This is a genomic window from Geofilum rubicundum JCM 15548, assembly GCF_000974365.1.
GTDB lineage: Bacteria > Bacteroidota > Bacteroidia > Bacteroidales > Marinilabiliaceae > Geofilum > Geofilum rubicundum.
Window position 1 is genome coordinate 46,711 of the sequence record NZ_BAZW01000004.1, and the last position, 21,524, is coordinate 68,234.

Annotated in this window: 19 protein-coding genes and 2 pseudogenes; 9 read left to right on the forward strand and 12 right to left on the reverse strand. The window is 43.5% G+C overall.

The genetic code is table 11. The features are described 5' to 3' along the window. Positions 1 to 68: 68 nt before the first annotated feature. A complete protein-coding gene (locus tag JCM15548_RS03340; RefSeq protein ID WP_227625394.1) occupies positions 69 to 1,121 on the forward strand; it encodes a Gfo/Idh/MocA family oxidoreductase in 1,053 nt (350 codons plus the stop codon). A 96-nt stretch (positions 1,122 to 1,217) separates the two neighbouring features. After that, complete coding sequence (msrA, locus tag JCM15548_RS03345; protein WP_062122539.1) at positions 1,218 to 1,763, forward strand: peptide-methionine (S)-S-oxide reductase MsrA; 546 nt, start codon at positions 1,218 to 1,220, stop codon at positions 1,761 to 1,763. 26 nt (positions 1,764 to 1,789) lie between these two features. On the opposite strand, the gene JCM15548_RS03350 is transcribed toward msrA, so the two are convergent. The 3 genes from JCM15548_RS03350 to JCM15548_RS03360 form a co-directional block, all read right to left on the reverse strand. Further along, positions 1,790 to 2,335, reverse strand: coding sequence for a HEAT-like fold family protein (locus tag JCM15548_RS03350; RefSeq protein WP_157482384.1), 546 nt, complete (start codon positions 2,333 to 2,335; stop codon positions 1,790 to 1,792). A gap of 22 nt (positions 2,336 to 2,357) precedes the next feature. Continuing rightward, entirely contained in the window at positions 2,358 to 3,005 is a 648-nt protein-coding gene (locus tag JCM15548_RS03355; protein WP_227625395.1) for a protein-L-isoaspartate(D-aspartate) O-methyltransferase, read from the reverse strand. 100 nt (positions 3,006 to 3,105) lie between these two features. Then, entirely contained in the window at positions 3,106 to 3,534 is a 429-nt protein-coding gene (locus JCM15548_RS03360; protein WP_062122449.1) for a hypothetical protein, read from the reverse strand. Between the two features lie 131 nt (positions 3,535 to 3,665). Between JCM15548_RS03360 and truA the strand changes: the two genes are divergently transcribed. After that, on the forward strand, positions 3,666 to 4,436 hold the full coding sequence (gene truA, locus JCM15548_RS03365; protein WP_062122450.1) for a tRNA pseudouridine(38-40) synthase TruA: 771 nt from the start codon (positions 3,666 to 3,668) through the stop codon (positions 4,434 to 4,436). An 8-nt stretch (positions 4,437 to 4,444) separates the two neighbouring features. On the opposite strand, the gene JCM15548_RS22780 is transcribed toward truA, so the two are convergent. The 6 genes from JCM15548_RS22780 to JCM15548_RS03390 all read right to left on the reverse strand — a co-directional run bounded on the left by JCM15548_RS22780 (position 4,445) and on the right by JCM15548_RS03390 (position 9,920). Beyond that, positions 4,445 to 4,819, reverse strand: coding sequence for a shikimate dehydrogenase family protein (locus tag JCM15548_RS22780; RefSeq protein ID WP_227625396.1), 375 nt, complete (start codon positions 4,817 to 4,819; stop codon positions 4,445 to 4,447). Next, positions 4,816 to 5,187: a shikimate dehydrogenase family protein gene (locus JCM15548_RS22785; RefSeq protein WP_227625397.1), complete on the reverse strand. Its 372-nt coding sequence runs from the start codon at positions 5,185 to 5,187 to the stop codon at positions 4,816 to 4,818. The genes JCM15548_RS22780 and JCM15548_RS22785 overlap by 4 nt, the downstream gene beginning before the upstream one ends. A gap of 6 nt (positions 5,188 to 5,193) precedes the next feature. Further along, the gene (locus JCM15548_RS03375) at positions 5,194 to 6,099 is read right to left on the reverse strand and encodes a DUF368 domain-containing protein (protein WP_062122451.1); all 906 of its coding nucleotides are present in this window, start codon (positions 6,097 to 6,099) and stop codon (positions 5,194 to 5,196) included. Next, positions 6,092 to 6,871 carry a phosphosulfolactate synthase gene (locus tag JCM15548_RS03380; RefSeq protein ID WP_062122452.1) on the reverse strand — a complete coding sequence of 260 codons (780 nt, stop codon included), beginning with the start codon at positions 6,869 to 6,871 and terminating at the stop codon, positions 6,092 to 6,094. The genes JCM15548_RS03375 and JCM15548_RS03380 overlap by 8 nt, the downstream gene beginning before the upstream one ends. Then, the gene (locus JCM15548_RS03385; RefSeq protein WP_062122453.1) at positions 6,861 to 8,288 is read right to left on the reverse strand and encodes a tetratricopeptide repeat protein; all 1,428 of its coding nucleotides are present in this window, start codon (positions 8,286 to 8,288) and stop codon (positions 6,861 to 6,863) included. The genes JCM15548_RS03380 and JCM15548_RS03385 overlap by 11 nt, the downstream gene beginning before the upstream one ends. Positions 8,289 to 8,390: 102 nt before the next feature. Beyond that, on the reverse strand, positions 8,391 to 9,920 hold the full coding sequence (locus tag JCM15548_RS03390) for a DUF4301 family protein (protein WP_062122454.1): 1,530 nt from the start codon (positions 9,918 to 9,920) through the stop codon (positions 8,391 to 8,393). 347 nt (positions 9,921 to 10,267) lie between these two features. Between JCM15548_RS03390 and JCM15548_RS03395 the strand changes: the two are divergent. Both JCM15548_RS03395 and JCM15548_RS03400 read left to right on the forward strand, forming a co-directional pair. Further along, positions 10,268 to 11,439 (forward strand): annotated as a pseudogene (locus JCM15548_RS03395) (OmpP1/FadL family transporter). Between the two features lie 17 nt (positions 11,440 to 11,456). After that, complete coding sequence (locus tag JCM15548_RS03400; RefSeq protein ID WP_062122455.1) at positions 11,457 to 12,668, forward strand: SGNH/GDSL hydrolase family protein; 1,212 nt, start codon at positions 11,457 to 11,459, stop codon at positions 12,666 to 12,668. Positions 12,669 to 12,902: 234 nt separating this feature from the next. Here the strand turns inward: JCM15548_RS03400 and JCM15548_RS24975 are convergent, their stop codons facing one another. The 3 genes and pseudogenes from JCM15548_RS24975 to JCM15548_RS03410 all read right to left on the reverse strand — a co-directional run bounded on the left by JCM15548_RS24975 (position 12,903) and on the right by JCM15548_RS03410 (position 18,487). Then, positions 12,903 to 13,088 (reverse strand): hypothetical protein, encoded by a 186-nt coding sequence (locus tag JCM15548_RS24975; RefSeq protein ID WP_369403671.1) that lies wholly within the window; start codon positions 13,086 to 13,088, stop codon positions 12,903 to 12,905. Between the two features lie 6 nt (positions 13,089 to 13,094). After that, positions 13,095 to 16,155: pseudogene (locus JCM15548_RS24980) on the reverse strand (S41 family peptidase); the annotation flags it as partial. A 91-nt stretch (positions 16,156 to 16,246) separates the two neighbouring features. Then, positions 16,247 to 18,487 (reverse strand): amino acid permease, encoded by a 2,241-nt coding sequence (locus tag JCM15548_RS03410; protein ID WP_062122456.1) that lies wholly within the window; start codon positions 18,485 to 18,487, stop codon positions 16,247 to 16,249. Between the two features lie 323 nt (positions 18,488 to 18,810). Between JCM15548_RS03410 and JCM15548_RS03415 the strand changes: the two genes are divergently transcribed. The 4 genes from JCM15548_RS03415 to JCM15548_RS22810 all read left to right on the forward strand — a co-directional run bounded on the left by JCM15548_RS03415 (position 18,811) and on the right by JCM15548_RS22810 (position 21,517). Further along, positions 18,811 to 19,722 (forward strand): phosphate ABC transporter substrate-binding protein, encoded by a 912-nt coding sequence (locus tag JCM15548_RS03415; RefSeq protein ID WP_062122540.1) that lies wholly within the window; start codon positions 18,811 to 18,813, stop codon positions 19,720 to 19,722. Positions 19,723 to 19,806: 84 nt separating this feature from the next. Further along, positions 19,807 to 20,664, forward strand: coding sequence for a phosphate ABC transporter permease subunit PstC (pstC, locus tag JCM15548_RS03420; protein WP_227625399.1), 858 nt, complete (start codon positions 19,807 to 19,809; stop codon positions 20,662 to 20,664). Continuing rightward, positions 20,661 to 21,080, forward strand: coding sequence for a PstA family ABC transporter permease (locus JCM15548_RS22805; protein ID WP_227625400.1), 420 nt, complete (start codon positions 20,661 to 20,663; stop codon positions 21,078 to 21,080). Before pstC ends, JCM15548_RS22805 begins: the two co-directional genes overlap by 4 nt. Positions 21,081 to 21,097: 17 nt before the next feature. Then, positions 21,098 to 21,517 carry a PstA family ABC transporter permease gene (locus JCM15548_RS22810; protein ID WP_262486869.1) on the forward strand — a complete coding sequence of 140 codons (420 nt, stop codon included), beginning with the start codon at positions 21,098 to 21,100 and terminating at the stop codon, positions 21,515 to 21,517. Positions 21,518 to 21,524 lie beyond the last annotated feature (7 nt).

A 21,524-nucleotide genomic window follows, 5' to 3' on the forward strand; every position in this document is an offset into this window, starting at 1 on the left:
TGGTCGGACGCGACAGAAGATGGAGAGGTTTTGGTATATTTTTGGTATTTTAGGAGGATAAAAAATAGATGATGGGACAAGCTATAAAAACGGCATTGGTGTCGTACGGTATGAGCGGTAAGGTGTTTCATGCACCTTTGCTAAAGGCTAATGGCGGGTTTGAAGTGGTCAAAGTCATGCAACGAAGCACAAGCACTGCTTTGGAGGTATTTCCAGATGCCTGTATTGTTCAAACTTTTGAGGAATTGTTGAATGATGCGGAGATTGAACTGGTCATTGTCAATACACCTGATGATCTTCACTACAAGCAGGCTAAGGCGGCTTTAGAGGCAGGTAAACATGTGGTGGTGGAGAAGCCTTTTGTGCAATCGGTTAAACAAGGCGAGGAGCTCATTCAGCTGGCTAAGGCGAACAATCTTACACTGACGGTTTTTCAGAATCGGCGATGGGACAATAGTTTCTTAACCGTTCAAAAGGTTTTGGCGGAAAATATGCTGGGCCGCTTGGTCGAATTTGAGGCCCGTTATAACCGTTATCGCACTTTTGTACAGGAATCCTGGAAAGAGGAGCGCCAACGGGGCACCGGTATTTTGCACAATTTGGGGGCACATCTGATTGATCAGGCGCTGTTGCTATTTGGAATGCCCCAAGGGGTCAGTGCCCGTCTGCTGGCTCTGAGAGATGGCTCAGATGTGGATGATCATTTTGATTTAAGATTGATTTATGCCGGGCTTTCAGTAACACTCAAAGCTGGTTATCTGGTGCGGGAAGATACGCCCAGCTACATGCTTCACGGGGTTAAAGGGTCATATGTAAAATATGGGCTCGACCCGCAGGAGGAGGCCTTGAAAAAGGGGATGTGGCCGGATGGTGAGAATTGGGGAACAGATCCAGAAGAGTTATGGGGATGGCTTAACAGTGATGTTAACAATATTCATTTCAAGGGAAAAGTGGAAACTTTACCGGGAAATTATGGATTGTTCTATAGCAATCTTCACGAGGTTATCCGCAAAAATGCCAAAGTCCTGGTTCTGCCATCTGAGGCTTTGAATGTTGTTCGAATAATTGAGGCAGCCATGCAAAGTAATAGCGATCATTGTACGGTTTTTCTTAAAAGTTGATAAACCCTCTTTGTCTTTGTTTGTTATAATGTAAAAACAATCATGAAGAATTACATCATAGGCATCTTGTTGGTGCTTTTCACAAATATTAATAGCATGGCAGAACAAAAAAGCGAGACAGCCATTTTAGGAGGCGGATGCTTCTGGTGTTTAGAGGCGGTTTATCAGCGCGTAAAAGGCGTGGAGAAAGTGGAGTCCGGGTTTAGCGGAGGCTATATTAAGAATCCCGCCTACAGGGAGGTAACCTCGGGAAGGACCGGTCACGCAGAGGTGGTCAAAATTACTTATAATCCGGATATTCTGTCGTTTGAGGTATTGCTATCCATTTTCTTCACCATTCACGACCCAACTACTCTCAATCGGCAGGGAGCCGATGTCGGGACCCACTACCGGTCGGTCATTTTTTTTAACAGTGAAGAACAAAAGAAAGTGGCGCAATCTGTTATGAAGCAACTATCTGAAGAGCAGGTCTACGATGATCCAATCGTCACCCAGTTGGTGGAGGAGGCCCCCTTTTACATAGCAGAAGATTATCATCAGAATTATTTTAATAACAATGCACAGCAGCCTTATTGTCAGGTTGTTGTTGCGCCCAAGGTGCGTAAATTCAGGGAGAAGTTTGCCGAATGGCTGGTGCAATAAAGCAGGTATTCCGGCAATTGTATGAATTAAAACGGTTGGATTTTTTTACCATATAGTTTTATCAGAATCTTTTGGCTGCGACTTTTAAAAGCAGCAGTTCCGTTTTCGTAACCTTCTTGAATGACAGTTTTGAGTTCCTGGCCCAATTCGGGATAGATAGCACACAAATTGCCGATGATTTCCATGGCATTGGCTTTTACAGCTACAGGCGTTTTGGGATTAAGCAACCAGGTAAAGCAGGCATCCACCAATCTGCCATCTTCTAACTCGCTGGCAGGCGCATTGCACAGGATTCGGGTGATGTGCCTTTGAACCCCATGATGGGGTGTCTGTAAAAGGATTTCGGACAATTGCCTGAAGTAGGGCAGAAGGGCACTTTTGTTTTGACGATCAAAATGGTCCAAAACCCAGCCAGCACGCCAGGCTATTGTAGCTTTGACATTTTGCATGGCTTGAATAACCAGGGGAATTTCTTCCGGGTTGTTATCTAAAAGCTTGGCAAAATAAATGCTTTGATCAGCTGATCGGATTTCTTCCAACTCTTTTTCCCAATTTGTATCAGATTTAGTCATGTTTATGGTTGTTCTGGCCATCTTATTCCACATCCCGGTCTATCATAGGAACAAATCTGACGGGCATTAAAGATTCGGTACTAATATGCCCTCCTTTTTTGGTTACTATTTTTAGATATTGCAAGCTGCTGACTGAACCGACTGGTATGACCATTTTTCCACCATCTTTTAATTGGTCAATCAGGTTGGGTGGTATCTCTTCGGGCGCAGCGGTTACAATAATAGCATCGAAAGGTGCCTCTTCGGGCCAGCCCAGAAAACCATTTCCTGCTCTGACATTGACATCTTCGTACTTCAAATGGTGTAGCGTATTAGTGGCACGTTGGGCCAGTTCAGGTATCAGTTCGATGGTAAAAACCTTACAACCTAAATGCGCCAGAACTGCCGCCTGGTAGCCTGATCCTGTGCCAATCTCAAGGACTTTCATGCCCGGTTTTGGTTGTATCTGTTCCGTCATAAAGGCCACAATGTATGGCTGTGATATGGTTTGGTCCATTCCAATTGGGAGGGGACGGTCGTCATAGGCCAGATGTTGAACGGTTTCCGGAATAAAGTGATGACGCGGCACTTCTCTCATGGCATTCAGAACATTGGATGAACGAATGTCCCGACTGCGCAACTGATCGTTGACCATGCGTTCACGCAGTTGAACCCAGTTTTGTGCTTTCATGTGCGTGTTTTGTATCGATGTAGGAAGAATGAGGAGGAAAATTAAAAGCATTGTGGCACATGCTATGTGCCAACAATGCTTAGGATGATTCTTACGGTAGTTACGCATTTTTGTGGTTGTTTTTTTCGAAAAAGCTTTTTACATGTGCAATCATTTGCTTTTCAGTCATTTTATCAGCCGATTCAACAATTAAAGGCTTATGGTTAAAGGATTGATGTTTCTTTATTTCTTTTTCCAATTCGATTTTTGCTTTGGATGGTCCGAATAAGTATAAAGCCTGGGCATCCTCATCAATGGTTTTCATTATCTCATTAAAATAATGGTGTTTTTGTTGCTTTTTACGATTTGTAAGCTTGTTTTCTGCATTGGTTAATAAACTTCCAACCCGTGAAGGTTTTTTCTCACCCGGAAAGCGGGTTCTGGATTCTACTTCTGATTCAAGAATGCTGACGTTCTCATTTTTTCCATCCAATAAACTTACCAACACTGCTTTGTTGGTGTCCAGCCAAATCCCAATTTCTTTTCTCATAGTGAATCAATTGTTTAAGTAAGTAAAACTTTGACAAAATTCAAACTTTTAATATACAAAAGAGGGGGGAAGGAGTCAAGTCAAGCCATCGGTTTAACATTGTTTTATATCTTTACCGAAAACTGAACGGTATGGCAAGATACTTCATGGAATTAGGCTATAAAGGTACCAATTATCATGGTTGGCAAAGGCAACCCAATGGCACTTCTGTTCAGCAGGAGCTCGAAAATGCTTTGAGCACCATTCTGCGAATCCCAACTTCCATAACCGGAGCAGGAAGGACAGATGCATGTGTGCATGCCAAATACATGGTCGCACATTTTGATGTTGAGAACCCCTTGCCTGATCCACAGAAACTATCGGGACAACTCAATCGCTTTTTACCACGCGACATCGTGGTCTATTCCATTGTTCCGGTTAAAAGCGATGCGCATAGCCGCTTCAATGCCATTGCCAGACGCTATGAATACCAGATAACCTTGCACAAAAACCCGTTTTTTCAAAATCTGGCAACAAGGATCGCTTTTCAACCTGATTTTGATCGGATGAATGAGGCTGCTCAAAAATTAATAGCCTATACCGACTTTACCAGCTTTAGCAAATTACACAGCAATAATAAGACCAATTTGTGCCAAATTGAATTTGCATTTTGGGAAAAACAAGGCGAAGTACATGTTTTCCATATTCAAGCCGACCGGTTTTTAAGAAATATGGTGCGGGCCATTGTTGGAACCCTTCTGGAAGTCGGTCGGGGCAAAATGAGTGTAGAAGATTTTTGTGCGGTTATTGAAGCCAAAGACCGTGGGCGGGCTGGCACTTCTGCCCCGGCGGACGGACTCTATTTGGTAGATGTGATTTATCCGGAAAACATTTTGCCTTCAAGGGCCCGAACAGAGAGGTAGTTAGCCTTCTATTCGTTCCATATCGTCCAGGCTTTTTCCGCCTGAAGATGCAGCATTTCCAAACCGTTTTTTACAACTGCCCCATTTTCGGCCGCTTTTTTCATTAAAAGCGTCCTATCCGGATTGTAAATTAAATCGAAAATAAGGTGTTTTTTGGAAATGGCGTCATATGACAGAGGGGGACACTCCTCAACATGGGGATACATACCAACCGGTGAGGTGTTAATGATTAGTTTGTATTCTGAAATGATTTCTGGTGTCAACGCATCATAGCTCACCTGAGCCGTTGTTTGGGGATTACGACTTACATAACGGTAGAGTATGCCCGCCTTCAGGAGTCCATGTGCCACAGCCTTAGAAGCTCCTCCTGAACCAAGTATCAAGCCTTTCCGTGCCAGGGTTGTAGGAGTGGTTTTAATGAATTAAGAAAACCATCCACATCACTGTTATAGCCCTTTAAGATCGGTTTCTTATTTTTCCAGGCAATTTTGATGACGTTGACAGCACCAATCTGTGCTGCCTCATCGTCCAATTCATCCAGAAAGGGAATGACTTGCTCTTTATAGGGGATGGTCACATTCAAACCTGCCAAATAAGGGTGTTGATCCAACAATCCTCTGAAATCATTTATTGAGGCTATCGGGAAGTTCAAATACCGCGCCTCAATGCTTTCTTTTTTAAATTTGTCGCTAAAGTATCCCTGAGAAAAAGAGTGGGACAGTGGATATCCTATGAGTCCGAATGTGCGCATCTGATGTTATTTTTCAGGTTTTGATTGGGCCAAATGTTCCGTGAGGTAAATAGCGGCGATGCCAGCCAGAAATAGAAAGCCTGCCATCCAGAAATTAAAATCCATGGTCGGCCAGTACCAATCATAACTAATAACTTTCACCTTATCACCAAAAGTTTCTGTAATGGCCCGTTTCCAGGGCCATAAAATACCCAATGAACCCATTATAAAACCGGTCAATAAGGCAATGGTTGAATCAGGGAAGCGTTTTAAAAGCCATGAAAGCACATGGGAAAAGGCCAGCAAGCCTATGACCGCACCAGCACCAACAGGGATTAGGATATCTAATCTGAACTGACTGACTGCCTGAATCATCACCAGCTGATAATTGCCCATAAGGATAAGCACAAACGACCCGCTTAAGCCTGGCAGGATCATGCTGCACATGGCAACAATACCACAAATAAAGAGATACCAAATGGCTTCATTTTCAGAAGCAGGCGACATAATGCTGATGGAAGCAGCAATGATGGCTCCGGCCAATAAGGATAAAACAGAACCAGTGTGCCATTTTTTAACCGTCTTTCCCACAAACCATACGGATGCCAGAACCAGTCCGAAGAAAAAGGCCCAGACAAAAACCGGATAATTAAAAAACAGAAATTCAAGCAATTTGGCCAGAGATATAATGGCTGTGCCAATTCCCAGAAAAACCAGAATCAGAAAAGACAAATCAATGTGTTGGGCAAATAAGCTCCATTCCCCTTTAAATAATAGTCGGGCAGCTGTCAGATTGATGTTCTTGATGGCATTGATGAGTCGTTCAAAAATACCGGTGATGAGTGCGATGGTGCCGCCGGATACACCTGGTATTACATTGGCAGCACCCATGGCCATGCCTTTTAATATAAGAGAGATGTACGCCTTAATCATTGTTATTTGCTCTGTCTCCTTCCGGAATAAGTTTGAGTAATGTGGAACTGTGTAATCCCAATCGTTTGGCTTCAAGTGCAATGACATCGTCATGTCCCGCATTGCATAAATTAACATTGGCTCCAAAAAGATTGATCAACTCAATTTGCTGATGTTTTAGGGGAGCATCCCAGACCAGTTTGCTAAGGTCAAGCACATTTTCAGTTTCCCCCGAGGTCAGAAAAGTGGCCAGTCCATCTTTCGATAACAAAGGCATTTGTTCACTTTCCTTGATGATGATGAATTCGGCGCCAGCAGCAAGTTCTTCATTGATGAATGTGACCATCTTGTCGAAACTCAAATGCCCTTGTGGTACAAAGTTGGTGACCTGACTAATGACTTTAAATGCGTCAGAAAAGCGCTGAATGTAAGAAAGCTTTTCTTTTCTTTCCATTTTAATGACACTGTCCGAAATTTCGAGAAACTCAATACCAAAGCGATCGAGGTATTTTTCGTAATCTTCCAGTGCATTTTGGCGGGCAAATACTTCAAATAATGTACCACCAAAATAGCAATTAATGTTCGCTTCACGATAAATATTGAGTTTGGATTCCAGCGAAGGGATGAGTAAACTCGTTCCAAATGCCATCTTTACAAAATCTGTATAAGGCGCATTTCCTTCCGTAAAATTCTCTGTTTCACGAACGCTCAGACCTCTGTCGGTCATGATGGTTAATCCCGACTCACGGGGCTTTTGTATTCTATCCGGTAAAAATGGCAGATTAAAATTCATAAGGAGGATTGTTATCGAGTATGGTGGACAGCTTCTTACTTTTGATAATCATCTTTTCAATTTTCGGAAACAGGTCAATGAAAAAGTCATATTCATCGGCATTTTCGCTCAAAGCGATTTCCAGGTGATAGGCTGCTTGATTCAAATCTCTTTCTTCAAGGAGGTAGAAGGAGGTAGCCAGATAATGGACTGCCGGGGAATCCGGGTAGGATTTAACCCAGTTTTTAATCATGCGTTCCGACTTTTTCCTGGGCGAAACGGTTTTTTGTACCTGATAGAGCTCGTAAATATTTCTCAGACTATCCGGATCTTCCTCAAAACAAAATTGTAAGGCCGGTAAAGCACCATTAAAGTCTCCATTCAGTAACAAAACCCTGGCACGGAGGTACCAAATCTCTCCGACTTCGCTAAAGTGTTTCAATGCTTCGTCTGAAGCTATCAGGGCTTCATCGACCAAAGAGTGATTGATGAGATGTGCCAGGTAGTTGAGCCAGGCAGGCATATACATGAAATCGGCCTTGACCGTTAAACGATAAAACCGAAGCGCCATTTCGTGATTTCCTGTCTGGTCGTAACAATCCGCAATATAATGATAGGGCAATAAAGGGTCGTATCCGAAAGAAATGTATTCGATATAATAATCGATGGCTTCCAAAGGCTGCCCCATGCTGACCAAAGAGTTGGCTTTATTGAACAGGGCCTCGGCATGCTCAGGGTTCAGCGCCAGAGTGTAATCATAACAGGCAATGGCGTTGTCATACTCTTCATTTTTGATGAAGAGTATGCCAAGGTTATACCAGGCGTTTTCAGAAAAGGGATTGAGGGAGAGGAGCTGCTCATAAGTCTCCCTTCCTTTGACCACATTGCCTTCTTTGTCATAGGCATAAGCCAACTCAAAAAGGAGACTTTCGTTAAAGGGATAGGCCTTACAACCTGGCTTGAGAAATGAAATGGTTTGCTTATACTGGTCTTGTTGATTGAGGTAAACGGCAATGTCCAGCAGAATTTCTTCCCGCTCATCAAAAGATTGTTCCAGAGACCGTTTAAAAAACTGAATACTTTCAGAGACCCTATTGTTACGCAAATAGGCCAACCCCAGATTTAGAAACATTTCCGGATTAGATTGTTCAACCCTGATCAGTCGTTCCATCAAACGGATGGCGGTTGGGTCGTCTCCCTTTTCCATTAGCAAAATGGCTTGCTTGGCTTGCAAGGATGTGGCATCTGGATGTTGATGAATGCCAATTAATAAAACGCGTTCTGCCTTATCAAACTGAAATTTGTCCGTATAAAAATCAAAAATATTTTCAATGGTGTGCACATCAAAATAGAAGGTCTTTTCACCACTTTCCATCAATTCAAATCGCTCTATTTCTTCTTTGATGTCGTTATAATTGGTTTGCCAGGATTCATGCATAAAAATTACTCTTTTAACACCACAAAAATACTTATAATGTATGAGCTTCCAATAGATAAACCTTAATATGTTAAGTTTTCCCGTTAGGCTGGTTCAGAAACCTTACTTCACAGGCTGATGCTGTGGTCGAAGCAGATCGTTCACGGTCTTGACCGGGTTAAAGGTTTCAATGGGCACTTCCACAAATAGCGTCAGCCAATTAGCCATGGCGCCATTCCACAAACCGGGAAGCTCCAATGCCTTCAGCGGTTTTCCGTTGAAGGATTTTTCAGAGACAAAACCGGTTTCCGGATCGGTGTATTGGGTCAAATCAAATTTTTCACCCTGAAAATTGTGGGTGGAACAAACCAGGTCAACCGGGTTGAAATGAGTAGCAGCCTTCAGTTGCGCTGCCTGATGCGCATCCGCCATATTGAATTGTGAACTTTCCAGTATTTGAAGACTTTCCTGCCCCGACTTTTCTTTTATCCAAAAGGGGCCACCACCAGGCTCGCCTTCGTTGCGAACCATGCCACAAACCCGAATGGGGCGGTTGAGATAACTGATCAAATAGTCTGCCTGTTCTTTTTGATTCATTTGGGGAAAGCTGGCAGGTAAAGCTGCAAAAAGCTTTGATTTAATGAAATGAGAGATTTCATGGATCAGATCGTCTGTTACCTTTTTATTCAGCTGTTTGACATAGTCGAAAACATGGTTGCGTAATTCCAATAAAATGCCACCCAAAGCCTTTTTATATTCTATGGTGGGTTGTAATAAATGTTGGGGTACCACGTTGTCTATGTTTTTAATGAACACGATCTCAGCGCTTTGTTCATTGAGGTTTTCAATAAGCGCGCCATGTCCACCCGGCCGGAATAATAATTGACCTTCTTCATCTCTGAATGGTTCATTGTCGGGCGTTACTGCCAATGTGTCGGTATGCGGTTTTTGAAAACTAAAAGAGGCATCCAGTCCAATCTCAAATTCATTTTCAATAATGGGACCTTCCTGATAAAGCTTGGCTTTAAAGAATTCCTCGTGTTCCGGACTTATCGTGAAATGTACTTTGACCAAGCCATCCTCACCAGCGGCAAAATTGCTGCCTTCTATCAGATGTTCTTCCATGGCGGTTCGTATGGCATTTTCGTACAGGTGAAAATGAACCAGTCCTTTAGGCAGGAACCCATAATTGAGGCCTGATTCGTCAAGCAAAGTACTGATAATCTCCACAGCTCTGGCTTTTCGAACATGAACATTATTTAGATTGTAGGTCTTCAGCTGATCATACACCAAAGGAAAAAATGCGAATCGGGGAAGCAATTCTATGAATTTGACGATGGGGTGTGCAGGGGATAAGGATTTGATCGGCACCGGATTTTCAATATACTGATATAAATCCTTAAACATTCGGGTAGCAGCACCGGACGCAGGTACAAATTTAGACAGCGTAACGTTTTTTCCAACTTCCGAGGTAAAGTATCTTGTTAATCGCTCCCTGTCTTCGGAATTAAGTTGAAGTACCCCGTCGTTTATCGTTGCCGGACGCAATATTTCTAATGGTTCAAACCCATTTTTAAACCTGGATATTTGTGCATCAACGGCGTCGCTGCTAATACCTTTCTCTCTCAACAGTTTGATATCTTTATCCTTCATTCCAATGTCGTTTATTTATGTTAGTGGTCTAACAGCCCACCCTATTTTTGTAAAGATACAAAATAAGTATAGAATGTATTGTTGGTTTAATTAAAATGTAGAATTGTACCCGATTCTTTTTAACAAAAGACCACATATTCTTTAGACTAATCGACCTAAATGTTCTAATAGTTTTATTATTAAATAGTTAGATGTTTTACAAATAATAAAATTTACTTACATTCGCACGAAGTTTCTCCAACTTCAAAACTCTGATGGGTTTTGGGGATATGTTTTTCTGGTTAATTAAATTTAAAATCAAGTACATGAGACGTTTAATATCATTTTGTTTTATGGCAGTTTTAGCCATGAATGGTTGGGCCGAAGGCTATCAGATTAATCTCCAGGGCGCCCGGCAGATAGGCATGGGGCATACCGGTACCGGTTTGAATTTTGGTGCATCCTCCATTCATTTTAATCCGGGAGCGTTGGGATTCCTTTCCTCAACAACTGAATTTTCTGCAGGTGGAAGTGCCATATTCTCTAATAATACTTTTCAAAAATCAGGTTCCGGCTATCTTCATGAGAGCGATAATCCGGTGGGCACCCCTTTCTATTTTTATGGCGCTTCACGCATCAATGACAGGCTGGTTGCGGGAATTGGCATAACAACGCCATTTGGTAACTCCCTGGTTTGGGGCGATGATTGGGATGGCCGCTATTTGATTCAGGATATCTCCCTGAAAGCCATCTTTTTTCAACCGACTGTTGCATATCAGTTAAACGAATGGATAAGTGTAGGGGCTGGTTTTGTATTGGCATACGGGGATGTGGAACTGCATAAAGCGCTCCCTGTTCAAAATGAAAATGGGGACGGACAGGCAGAACTGACTGGAAAAACCACCGCCTTTGGCTACAATGCCGGAATTTTCTTGCAGGCCACACCGGAATTTTCACTGGGCCTAAGTTATCGTTCAACCATTGATATGGAAATGAGCGAAGGCGAAGCCCGGTTTAAGGTGCCGGCGTCCTTATCGGGACAATTCCCCAAAACATCATTCAATGCAGCCTTGCCCATGCCCGGAGGCATACAATTGGGGGCCGGATGGCAGGCTACAGAAAAGCTTTTAATTGCTGCTGATTTACAATATGTGTTGTGGTCCACTTACGAAGAACTCAATTTTGATTTCGAAGCGGAATCCGTACCTGATTCCTACAATGTGAGAAATTTTGAAAACACACTGATTTATCGGATGGGGGGGAGTACTCAGTGAATGAGCTTTTTACTGCCCGATTGGGATTTGCTTATGACCCCACGCCGATACCATCAGATTATCTGACGCCCGAGACTCCTGGTGCCAATAAACTGAATTATACCGTTGGCGCGTCGCTCAGACTGGCCAGCAACATTTCACTGGATGCATCTCTGCAGTATATTCAGGCTCTGGAGCGTGAGGATGGCTACGCACCAGCAGATTTTTACGCTACCTATAATACCAATGCTGTTATTCCCGGGGTGGGATTAAACATTACATTTTAACCTAAAAAACAACAATCATGCGCAATATAAAATTCTTATATCTGGTGGTATTGGCCACCATCTTTTGGCAGTGCGAACTATCCGTAGATGAGTTTCAACCGACGGCCGGTGAATTAGACCTTTCTTCCTATGTGGCTCTGGGCGACAGTTATTCAGCCGGTTACACGGATGGAGCCCTGGGACATGAAAGTCAATTACAATCTTTACCATCCATCCTTGCACAGCAATTTGCGCTGGCAGGTGGTGGAGAATTTAGGCAACCCTTGATGCCGGAAGGTACCAGTGTGGGGACCACGGTCATTGATCAGGCGGGGAATCTCAATGGATATCTTAAGTTAAATGTGATTGGCGGTACTTTGGCTCCTTTACCAACGTTGGGGAACAAGGCGGTTTTTGCCGACCTGATTGGGGATGAGGGTCCTTTTAACAACATGGCGGTTCCGGGAGCCAAATCCTTTCATTTGTTGGCTTCAGAATTTGGCAATCCCAATTTGGGGCAGGGAAATTATAATCCCTATTATACCCGTTTTGCTTCGCAGCCTGGAATTTCTAACGTTGTTTCGGACGCATTGAGGGCCGGGCCTACTTTTTTCTCTCTTTGGATAGGCGGTAATGATGTGCTCGGTTATGCCCTGACCGGGGGAACTTCGGATGAAATTACTTCAGAAATGTTTTTTTCTGCTTATGTCAATTCGATCGTCAATTCTTTAACCTCCGGAAATACCAATGGGGTTATCGCCAATATTCCGGCCATTGATGCCTTGCCCTATTTCAGCTACTTGACTTCAGGAGAATATACCCCATTTTTAGTGGAGGACGTTTCAGTTGAAGCCGGATACAGACCGCTGACAGCCAAAGAAAAGATTCTGTTACCCGCAGCGGGTTCCCTGGCCACAGGCATGGGGAGTTCTATTGAAAATCCCATCCCTGAGCATTTGTACCTCAGTGAATCTCAGCTGAGTGCCATTAACGATGCCATCTTGGCCTACAATGTTACGCTCAAAGAAATCGCAGAGGAAAACAATCTGGCTTTTGTGGATATGTACAGTTTGATGGAAAAATTGAAAACCGGCCTTGCTTGGATGGAAATGTTTACACCAATGCTTTTATTTCCGGCGGTATTTTTTCTCTGGATGGTATTCATGCCACTTACAGAGGATACGCCATTATTGCCAACGAATTTATTCGGGCCATTAATGCGCAGTATGATGCGCGTATCCCTTTGGTGAATGTTAATGATTATGGAACAGTGGTCTTTCCATAACCCCCTTACCGTTTAAATAAATAAAAAACCCCCGCAAATACCGGGGGTTTTTTATTTTCAACCTATAAGAAATGTCAAGTCGCCCATTGGTGTGGTAATGTCTTAAAAATCATTGTTCTTACCCTATCAAAACAAGGTGCGAATAATAAACTTATTTCTATAAGTGTTGTGTCTTCGCATAAAAAATGATCGTGGTATACTACTTATTTTTAACCGGAGGAGGCGGAATGGACGGCAATTCTTTTCGGTCCTTTAATTGCTCCAAAATCACCTCAATGGCCTTATTCAATTGGGCATCTTCACCCATAAATTCTTTGTAAGGATCGTTTTCTACCTTGATATCCGGCTCCACACCTTCGCCTTCAATCATCCATTGGCCATCCATCGAAATAGATGTAAACTGTGGAATGCGCAGGTCAGTGCCATCCATAAAAGGCAGGGGACCGGTAATACCGACGATGCCACCCCATGAGCGGGTTCCCACCAGGTTCCTAAGCCCAGGGTCTTGAAACCATGCGGGAAGAGGTCACCATCAGAGGCGGAATACTTATCTATCAAAGTGACCATGGGGCCAGCCAGGGCCTGGGCAGGAATGGTAGAGACGGCCGGTGAGTTCCGTCGCATATTGACTCTGTAGGGCTGGCGTGCCAGACGTTCCAATATCATGGGCGAAACATTGCCACCTCCATTGCCCCGGTCATCAATGATCAGCGCTTTTTTGTGCAACTGCGGATAAAAATATTTGACAAACTCATTGAGTCCGTTCGGGCCCATATCCGGAATATGAAGATACCCTACTTGTCCGTTGGTCGCTTCATCTACCTTGCGAATGTTCTCGGATACCCACTCGAAATAATACAAACTGCTTTCATCGGCAATCGGTGTCACTAAAACCTTTCTGGCTCCCTCAATCTGAGGTGTGTCATTGACAGATAGTTCTACAGTTTTTCCGGTGGTATTAAGCAGCAATTGGTAAAGGTCAGTAACGCTGTTGGCGGCTACTCTGTTAACTGCTACAATAAAGTCGCCTTCTTTAACATGAATGCCCGGTGCCTGGAAGGGCGATTGTAAAGATGGACTCCATGGAGCTCCTTTGAGAATTTTGCTGATTTGAAAAAAGCCGGATTCATGGGCGTTTAACTGGGCACCTAATAAGCCAGTGGTAGTGCGTTTGGCTGTTGGCTGATCGCCCGGATTCACATAAGCATGCCCCACATTTAATTCCCCAATCATTTCCCCGATTATGTAGTTCAAATCGGTTCGATGGCTGACGTGTGGCACAAGGGGCTGATATTTTTGGTAGATGGCCTCCCAATCAACGCCATGCATATTTTCTACGTAAAAGAAGTCGCGCATCTGACGCCATGCTTCATCAAAAATTTGTTGCCATTCCTGCGCATAGTTAACCATAACCATCATAGAACTCAAATCGATGCTTTGTTCCAGTTTAATAGTGGAAGTGGGTAAATCCACAACGCCCCATGTCTTATCCTTACCCACCAGCATTTTTTTGTTGTTGGCAGCAAGGGTATAAACAAAGTCACCTAAAAAGGTTTCTTTTTTATCCTTTAAATCATACACCAGTAGCCCATTGCTGCCGTCTTTTTCCTGTACATAGCGGTTATAATAGACTTTATTGTCGACGCAGCTGATGTTGTAATAATTGGCCGGATCAATAGGGATTTCTATCATTCTATTGGCAATGCCTGTATAGTCGATTTTTACATTTGGGATCTCCGGAGTGGGGGCTGAACCATTTTTCTTTTTGTCACCAGGTTCGGATTTTTCTGACTTTTCCTTGCTATTTATGACCGGGTTTTCTGGTGCAAATGGGGAAGGTGTTTCTTCGGCCAGAAGAACCATATAAATTTTGGACATGTTGATATAGGCATGGTTCCATTCCGTGCTGCTGTAAACCGGACTAAAACTCCTTTCAGAAGCGAATAATAAATAGCGGCCATCGGCCGAAAAGGCAGGGCTGTCGGAGTGGTGCCATTGTTCTGTAACTGGAACGGTCTCCCCGTTTTCAACATTGAGTAAGTGGATCATCCCCATTCTGTTTTCTCCGACATCCGTATAGCTGATCCATTTACTGTCGGGGCTCCATGAAAAGTCATTCAGACGACTGTAGTGGCTACTTACCATCTTTTTTGTGCGTCCGGTCTCAACTTCGGTGAGGTAAAGGGAAAAATGCTGGTCGTTCCAGGCAATCATGCTGCCATCCGGACTCCATGACAGGTTAAATTTATAGGTGTCAGCTCCGGAGGTGAGTTGTCTGGGTAAATTTTCGCCATAAACATCACTCAGCCATATTTCATATTCTCCACTTTTATCGGACAGCCAGGCCACTTGCTTGCCATCGGGCGACCATTCTGCATTTCGTTCATGCACATCCGGACTTCTCGATAAGTTGTAGGTAATTCCTTTGTCGGCAGGTAATGAAAAAACCTCACCGCGGGCAGAGAACAAAACCCTTTCTCCATTGAGGGACAAGTCGATGGATGTTAATCTTTTTGAGGCATCCACAAACTCAGTCCTGGCAAAATTTTGATCGTTACGGATCTCAATGCTGATTTTTTCGACTTGTCTGGAAGCGGCATCCATTTTATAGAGATACCCACCTTTTTCGAAGACAATTTGTTGGCCGTTATGCGAAGGGAATTTGATGTCGAAATCGTCGTAATCAGTGACCTTTTCTGTTTTTTTAGTTTGGGTATTATAAACAAACAGATTCATGTGGCGGTCGCGATCAGAAAGGAAAAAAATCTCATCCCCAATCCACATAGGAATGATGTCCTGTGCCGGGTGGTCTGTTATTTGATAAGTTTCCCGGGTTGAAAAATCATGGACCCAAATCTCATCGGCATTCCCCCCCGATAATACTTCCAGGTTCTGAATTCTCTAAAGACCCGGTTGTATGCCATCTTTTGGCCATCGGGTGAGAAGGAAAGAAATCCTCCTTCAGGCAGTTCCAACTGACTGGATAAACCGCCTTCTGCAGGCACTTCAAAGAGTTGACCTTTAAAGGAATTGAATGTCTGCTTTCTGGAGCGATAAATGATGCTGTTATCGGGTGACCACCCCAAAACAATGTTATTGGGACCCATGCGATCGGCCAAATCATCTCGTCCCAGATTGGCCGTGTGGGTTAAGCGCATCGGAATACCTCCGCTGGCGGGGATACGGTACACTTCTGTGTTGCCATCGTACTGACCGGTAAAGGCAATTTGAGTACCATCCGGGGAGAATCGGGGAAACATTTCCAGCCCCTCATGTGAGGTGAGTTTTCGGGCAATGCCACCTTGCGTGGACACGGAGTAAAGATTGCCGGCATAGGAGAAAACGACTTGATTGTCACTAATAGCCGGAAAGCGCATCAGTCGCGCTTCGTCTGCACTTATACTTTTAAAACAAAACCAGAGTAGCGATAGTAAAAATAATCTATTCATCATGTTTTCACGTATTTGGTTATTGAGATATGTATTTCTTTAATAAGCATGGCATTTAAAACCGCTCAACCAAATTTTTGTTGGTTGAAAGGCATTATTTTATTTCCTTGGATTGGGCTGCGTTGACAAAAAGAATATCTCCCATATCTTTAAAACTGGTAAAAAAAGCACCGCCTTTTTCTTTTATCTTTTCATCCCGGAAGCCCATAATGGTCAATGCTGCATTTTTAGAACGCTCGGTGATAATTTCACTGATGGTCTGGTTGCCGCCCGAAGAAATAATTTCTATGTTGGTCAAGGTAATGGGGAGTCTGCCTGAAGCGATTAATTCCTGCAAGTCTTCCAGTGTTTTTTCAGTATGCCCCGGAGAGCAAATACTGAATATTTTAATATGGCTCTTATTCCAATCGGGATGGGCCATAATAATATAACCGAGCAGTATCATCAAATTGGTGTTGATGAGATCGGTTGGTCGGATCCAGACGTGGATGCCATTGTGGAAACGAAGGTTAGAGTTGGCTCCTGCAAATATGCATACATCGAAATTCCCAGCCTTGGTGAGTTTTATATTATCAAGAATACGGTTGATTTCCTCGGGAGCGTTCTTGTCAAATTCGAACATAACCATATTGTTCTCCATTCCTGAGATGGATGGAGCCTGAATCACCTGTGCAATGGCGGATGTGTAGGAAGGAGATATCATGGTATCAATATACAGCGCATTGTCCTCTTCCTTTTGTAAATTAATAAGATCTTGCAGGATCAATCTGGATTCGGTATAGGTTTGTTTGCTGTAGTAACCTTCAATAAAATGAAAATAGGTGCCAAAGCCGTGCTGAAAACTGATCCATTTCATTAAATCCAGAACCTTGTCTCTTTCAAATGAATGGGGTGAAATGCAAACAACTGCCGGACGCCATTCTTCATTTTCCGCCTCACTCTGATTTTTTTGCATATATACCTGAATGGTTCGGTTAAGTTGAAAAAGCGCTCCTTTAAAGATATTGACCAATCCCTTTTGGTTTTTGTTATAGTGTTCCACCACCAGATAAATCATTACGATGAGGACATAGGATAGAATGGTGTAAAGCGGATCAATCATGAACATGACCCATACAGATAACACAAAGCCGGTCAGTGAGAAGTACCAGCGAGATTTAAACTTGGGTCGATAGGATGGAGGAGAACCGAAGTGATTCAGAAAAGAGATGAGACAGAGTGAGCCATAGGTAATCAGGAAAAACATGGAAATGACCTCTGCCACCATATCCACATTGCCAATGGCCACAAACAAAAAGGCAATGCCAAAAGTTACCAAAGAGGCGTTAAAGGGCTCACGGCTTTTTCCTTTCCCTCTGGCCATCATGAGGTTAAACCTTCGAAAGGGAAAGCTCTTATCAGCAGCCAATGCTTGCAGCGTTCTGGGGGCAACCATAACACTCCCCAGTGCCGAGGAGATAGTAGAGGCTGCAAGGCCCAAAGGGATAATCAGAATACCTCCTATGGCAATTTGTGACATAATGAGTTGGTGATCCATCAAATCGGCTTGAGAGGCGGATGTGGAAAATTTCCAGATGACCGCAAAATAAACCAACATACCGACGGCTGTTGCTCCCAATGTTCCAATGGGGATCGACTTACTGGGATTTTTCAGGTCGCCACTCAAACCCACGCCGGCAGTCATGCCTGTAAAGGCAGGAAAACAGATGGCGAACACCAGAAAGAAATTATCGCGGTTAAAAAAGCCAAAATTATTGCCCGGCTGACGAAGTGCTTCATCTGATTCAATGGGGTTACCCATAAAAAACAGGATGAGGGCAATGAACAGAACACCCACCACAAAATAGAGCGCTTTAATGCCCATTCCGGCTCCTTTTCGAAGTATTATAAAAGCCAGGATGCCCAATGCGGGAATGCTGATCGCTTGTCGGGGCAACTCAAAACCAAAATGCATCTGCCACCAATAAAATCCCGATTCAAACGCTTCGGTGAAAGCAATGACATAAAAGGCCACACTAATGGCCTGAGATAGGAAAAGGGCAATACCAATGGTGGATCCTATTTTTAGTCCGAAAGAGCGACTGATTATAAAATACTCACCTCCTCCTTCAACCCTCGTATTGGTCGCCAGCTCAGAAATAGCCAGAGCTGTGGGTATGGTAATCAGGTGGCCCAAAATCACAATAATAATGGCCCCCCAAAAACCTACCGTACCAATGGCGTATCCAAACCTAAGAAACAGTATGGCTCCCAAAATAGTTGAAATAGCAGTGAAAAATACAGGAGCCGTGCCAAACCCACTGTTGTTTATTGTCGATAGTTTACCATTCGCCATAAAGTAGTTCTTCTGAGTAATGCTAAAAATAGAATATTTATTACAAATTAAAAAAGGGAATGAATAAAACTTATCAAGTCAGCCTCCCCAAAAAACAGAAGCAACTTATGTGGTCAATCACTAAAGATTTAAAATGTTTGCTTTGAGGGTTTTGCTGTATCTTCTTAACATTGGCTTAACTTTAAAATAAGGCTGAAGTAATCATTTCTTAAAATTGGCATAACAGCCACCCGTAATTCTAAATGTAAGTTTGTACTGTGAAAATGAACTTAAAGATGATGTTCGTTTTTACGCAACAAAAAAACAAATTAAACACAGGAATTATGAATTTCGCAAAAATCAAAATTGTTGGCGCAATTGCTATTAGCGCTTTGTTGGTAACTGCTTGTGGCGGAAGCCAAAAACGTCAGAACGCCATTCAGATAAGCGGGTCCGACAGTGAGGTTAATATGGTGCAGAATCTGGCAGAAGCCTATATGAAAAAATCTCCAGAGCAATCCATTGCTGTTACCGGTGGTGGTTCCGGAACCGGTATCGCTGCTTTAATTAATCAGCAAACAGACATTGCCAACTCATCGCGTATGATGAACAAAACCGAATACCAACAGGCACGTGATCAAGGCGTGGAACCTGTCGCTATTCCCTTTGCCATTGATGGCCTCGCTGTAATAATCAACCACGAGTTACCCATCACTGAGTTGACCATCGATCAAATAAGTCAAATATATAAAGGTAGCATTACCAATTGGAGTGAATTGGGTGGACCTGATTTGCCCATTACAGTTTATGGCCGTCAGAGTAATTCGGGTACTTACGTTTATTTCCGCGACAATGTGGTGAAAGCGGATTATACCAATAATATGCGCAACATGAACGGGACTGCACAAATTGTGGAGGCTGTAAGATCTGACAACTCTGCCATCGGTTACGTTGGCATCGGTTATATCGTAGATAAAGAGGGAAAGGTAGCCGATCGTTTATCCGTCCTTAATGTGGCAGCCGATGCTGATTCTCCTGCCTACTCGCCTCTGAACAAAGAAAATGTGGCCAGCGGATTGTATCCAATCTCTCGCGCCTTGTATCAATTCACCAATGGCATGCCCGAAGGCCGAATGCTTGATTTTATAAGATTTGAGCTTAGTCCGGAAGGCCAGCAGGTTGTTGTCAATGCCGGATACTATCCATTGGGCCAGTCGTATATGGATGAGCTTAAAGAAATGGGAATTATTGAATAGGGTTGCCGGTTGTAAGCATATCATTATAAGTGATATAAACCTAAAGATTTAAGTTTTGCAAACTTTAGAAGAATAAAGGACAAATTGGTTCGCGGGGTACTGTTTCTTGCAGGCATGTCTGTGATAGTGGTGCTGGGTGGAATATTTGCCATGCTTTTCTATTATGGCATGCATGCCTTTAGCGACATTTCGTTGAGCGAGTTTTTTCTAAGTACCAGCTGGAATCCTTCGGCCTACGGTGAACCAACTTATGGCATATTATCCATGGTGGTGAGTACTTTGTTTGTCTCAGTGGGCGCTATGGTTATTGCCATTCCAATCGGTGTTGGTGCTGCGGCTTATATTTCAGAGATTGCCAAGCCAGCCGTTAGAGAAACCTTGAAGCCGGTTATTGAGATATTGGCCAGTATTCCTTCTGTTGTAGTTGGGTTTTTCGGTATCGTTTTTCTTGGGCCCTTAATTGCGGACACCTTTGGATTATCCTCAGGATTGAATGCCATAAATGGTTCGTTTTTGTTGGCTTTTATGTCGCTGCCTACCATTATCAGTGTTTCTGAAGATGCCATCCATTCGGTACCTGAGGAATATAAGGCGGCATCCATGGCACTTGGGGCAACCAAATGGTACACCCTGGTTAAAGTTATATTGCCGGCAGCAAGTTCAGGTATCATTGCCTCCATTATGCTGGGTTTTGGACGGGCTATTGGAGAAACTATGACCGTCCTGATGGCTACGGGCAATGCATTGAGAATGCCCGGTAACCTTTTTGATTCGGTCAGAACAATGACGGCCAATATTGCCATTGAACTTGGTGAGGTTCCGTTTAACACCACCCATTATTACAGCCTTTTTGCAGTGGGACTAATGCTGTTTTTAATGACCATGTTAGTGAATCTGGCAGCCGAACGAATTACTCAACACATTGGCAGACATAAATTATGAATAAACTACGCAAAATAGAACATTCACTGGGGTACATGATTGTCACTTTATGTGCGGTACTTGTGCTTCTCTTTTTGGCCGTCATTCTTTGGGACATTGTCGCTAAAGGATCGGGCGTTATTAGCTGGAGTTTTGTTTCAGATGCTCCCAGTGAGGGAATGACTGCCGGGGGGGTTTTCCCGGCACTTATGGGAACTTTATTTGTGACACTTATTACCATCATTTTTTCTTTTCCCATAGGAGTTGCGGCAGCCATTTATCTCAACGAATATGCCAAAATGAATTTCTCAACCCGTTTAATCAGGGCTTCCATTCGGAATTTGGCGGGCGTTCCATCCATCGTTTACGGACTTTTTGGTGTAGCGCTCTTTGTACAGGCCATGGGGATGGGACGGTCAATAATGGCATCGGCTTAACACTCGGAATACTAACATTGCCCTGGATAATAACCACTGCCGAGGAGTCCCTGAAGAATATACCGAAATCCTTTCGCGACGGATCTCTGGCCTTGGGGGCCACCAAATGGGAAACCATTCAACACAACGTGTTACCTTATGCTATGCCGGGCATTCTAACCGGAGGAATACTAGGGATATCGCGTGCAGCTGGCGAAACCGCTCCAATACTGTTCACCGGAGTGGCGTTTTTTCTTCCCGATTTACCAGGCTCGCTTTTCGACCAGTTTATGGCCTTACCTTATCATCTTTATATTATGTCGACCCAGCATCACGCCATCGAACTGGTCAGGCCCATCGCTTATGGCACAGCGTTTTTATTAATAGCCCTCGTTTTTGGATTAAATCTGGGCGCCATCATCATTCGTTACCGATTGCGGAAAAAATTTAAAATGTAAACCTCAG

What these genes read in the sequence shown, in the direction of transcription:
- JCM15548_RS03350 (WP_157482384.1), bottom strand. Translation starts at nt 2,335, where the DNA reads ATGACTAAATCTGATACAAATTGGGAAAAAGAGTTGGAAGAAATCCGA.
- JCM15548_RS03385 (WP_062122453.1), bottom strand. Translation starts at nt 8,288, where the DNA reads ATGCATGAATCCTGGCAAACCAATTATAACGACATCAAAGAAGAAATA.
- JCM15548_RS03400 (WP_062122455.1), top strand. Translation starts at nt 11,457, where the DNA reads ATGCGCAATATAAAATTCTTATATCTGGTGGTATTGGCCACCATCTTT.
- JCM15548_RS03380 (WP_062122452.1), bottom strand. Translation starts at nt 6,871, where the DNA reads ATGAATTTTAATCTGCCATTTTTACCGGATAGAATACAAAAGCCCCGT.
- JCM15548_RS22805 (WP_227625400.1), top strand. Translation starts at nt 20,661, where the DNA reads ATGAATAAACTACGCAAAATAGAACATTCACTGGGGTACATGATTGTC.
- JCM15548_RS03415 (WP_062122540.1), top strand. Translation starts at nt 18,811, where the DNA reads ATGAATTTCGCAAAAATCAAAATTGTTGGCGCAATTGCTATTAGCGCT.
- JCM15548_RS03410 (WP_062122456.1), bottom strand. Translation starts at nt 18,487, where the DNA reads ATGGCGAATGGTAAACTATCGACAATAAACAACAGTGGGTTTGGCACG.
- JCM15548_RS24975 (WP_369403671.1), bottom strand. Translation starts at nt 13,088, where the DNA reads ATGGATGGCCAATGGATGATTGAAGGCGAAGGTGTGGAGCCGGATATC.
- JCM15548_RS03390 (WP_062122454.1), bottom strand. Translation starts at nt 9,920, where the DNA reads ATGAAGGATAAAGATATCAAACTGTTGAGAGAGAAAGGTATTAGCAGC.
- JCM15548_RS03340 (WP_227625394.1), top strand. Translation starts at nt 69, where the DNA reads ATGATGGGACAAGCTATAAAAACGGCATTGGTGTCGTACGGTATGAGC.
- JCM15548_RS03355 (WP_227625395.1), bottom strand. Translation starts at nt 3,005, where the DNA reads ATGAAAGCACAAAACTGGGTTCAACTGCGTGAACGCATGGTCAACGAT.
- JCM15548_RS22785 (WP_227625397.1), bottom strand. Translation starts at nt 5,187, where the DNA reads ATGCGCACATTCGGACTCATAGGATATCCACTGTCCCACTCTTTTTCT.
- JCM15548_RS03375 (WP_062122451.1), bottom strand. Translation starts at nt 6,099, where the DNA reads ATGATTAAGGCGTACATCTCTCTTATATTAAAAGGCATGGCCATGGGT.
- truA (WP_062122450.1), top strand. Translation starts at nt 3,666, where the DNA reads ATGGCAAGATACTTCATGGAATTAGGCTATAAAGGTACCAATTATCAT.
- msrA (WP_062122539.1), top strand. Translation starts at nt 1,218, where the DNA reads ATGGCAGAACAAAAAAGCGAGACAGCCATTTTAGGAGGCGGATGCTTC.
- JCM15548_RS03360 (WP_062122449.1), bottom strand. Translation starts at nt 3,534, where the DNA reads ATGAGAAAAGAAATTGGGATTTGGCTGGACACCAACAAAGCAGTGTTG.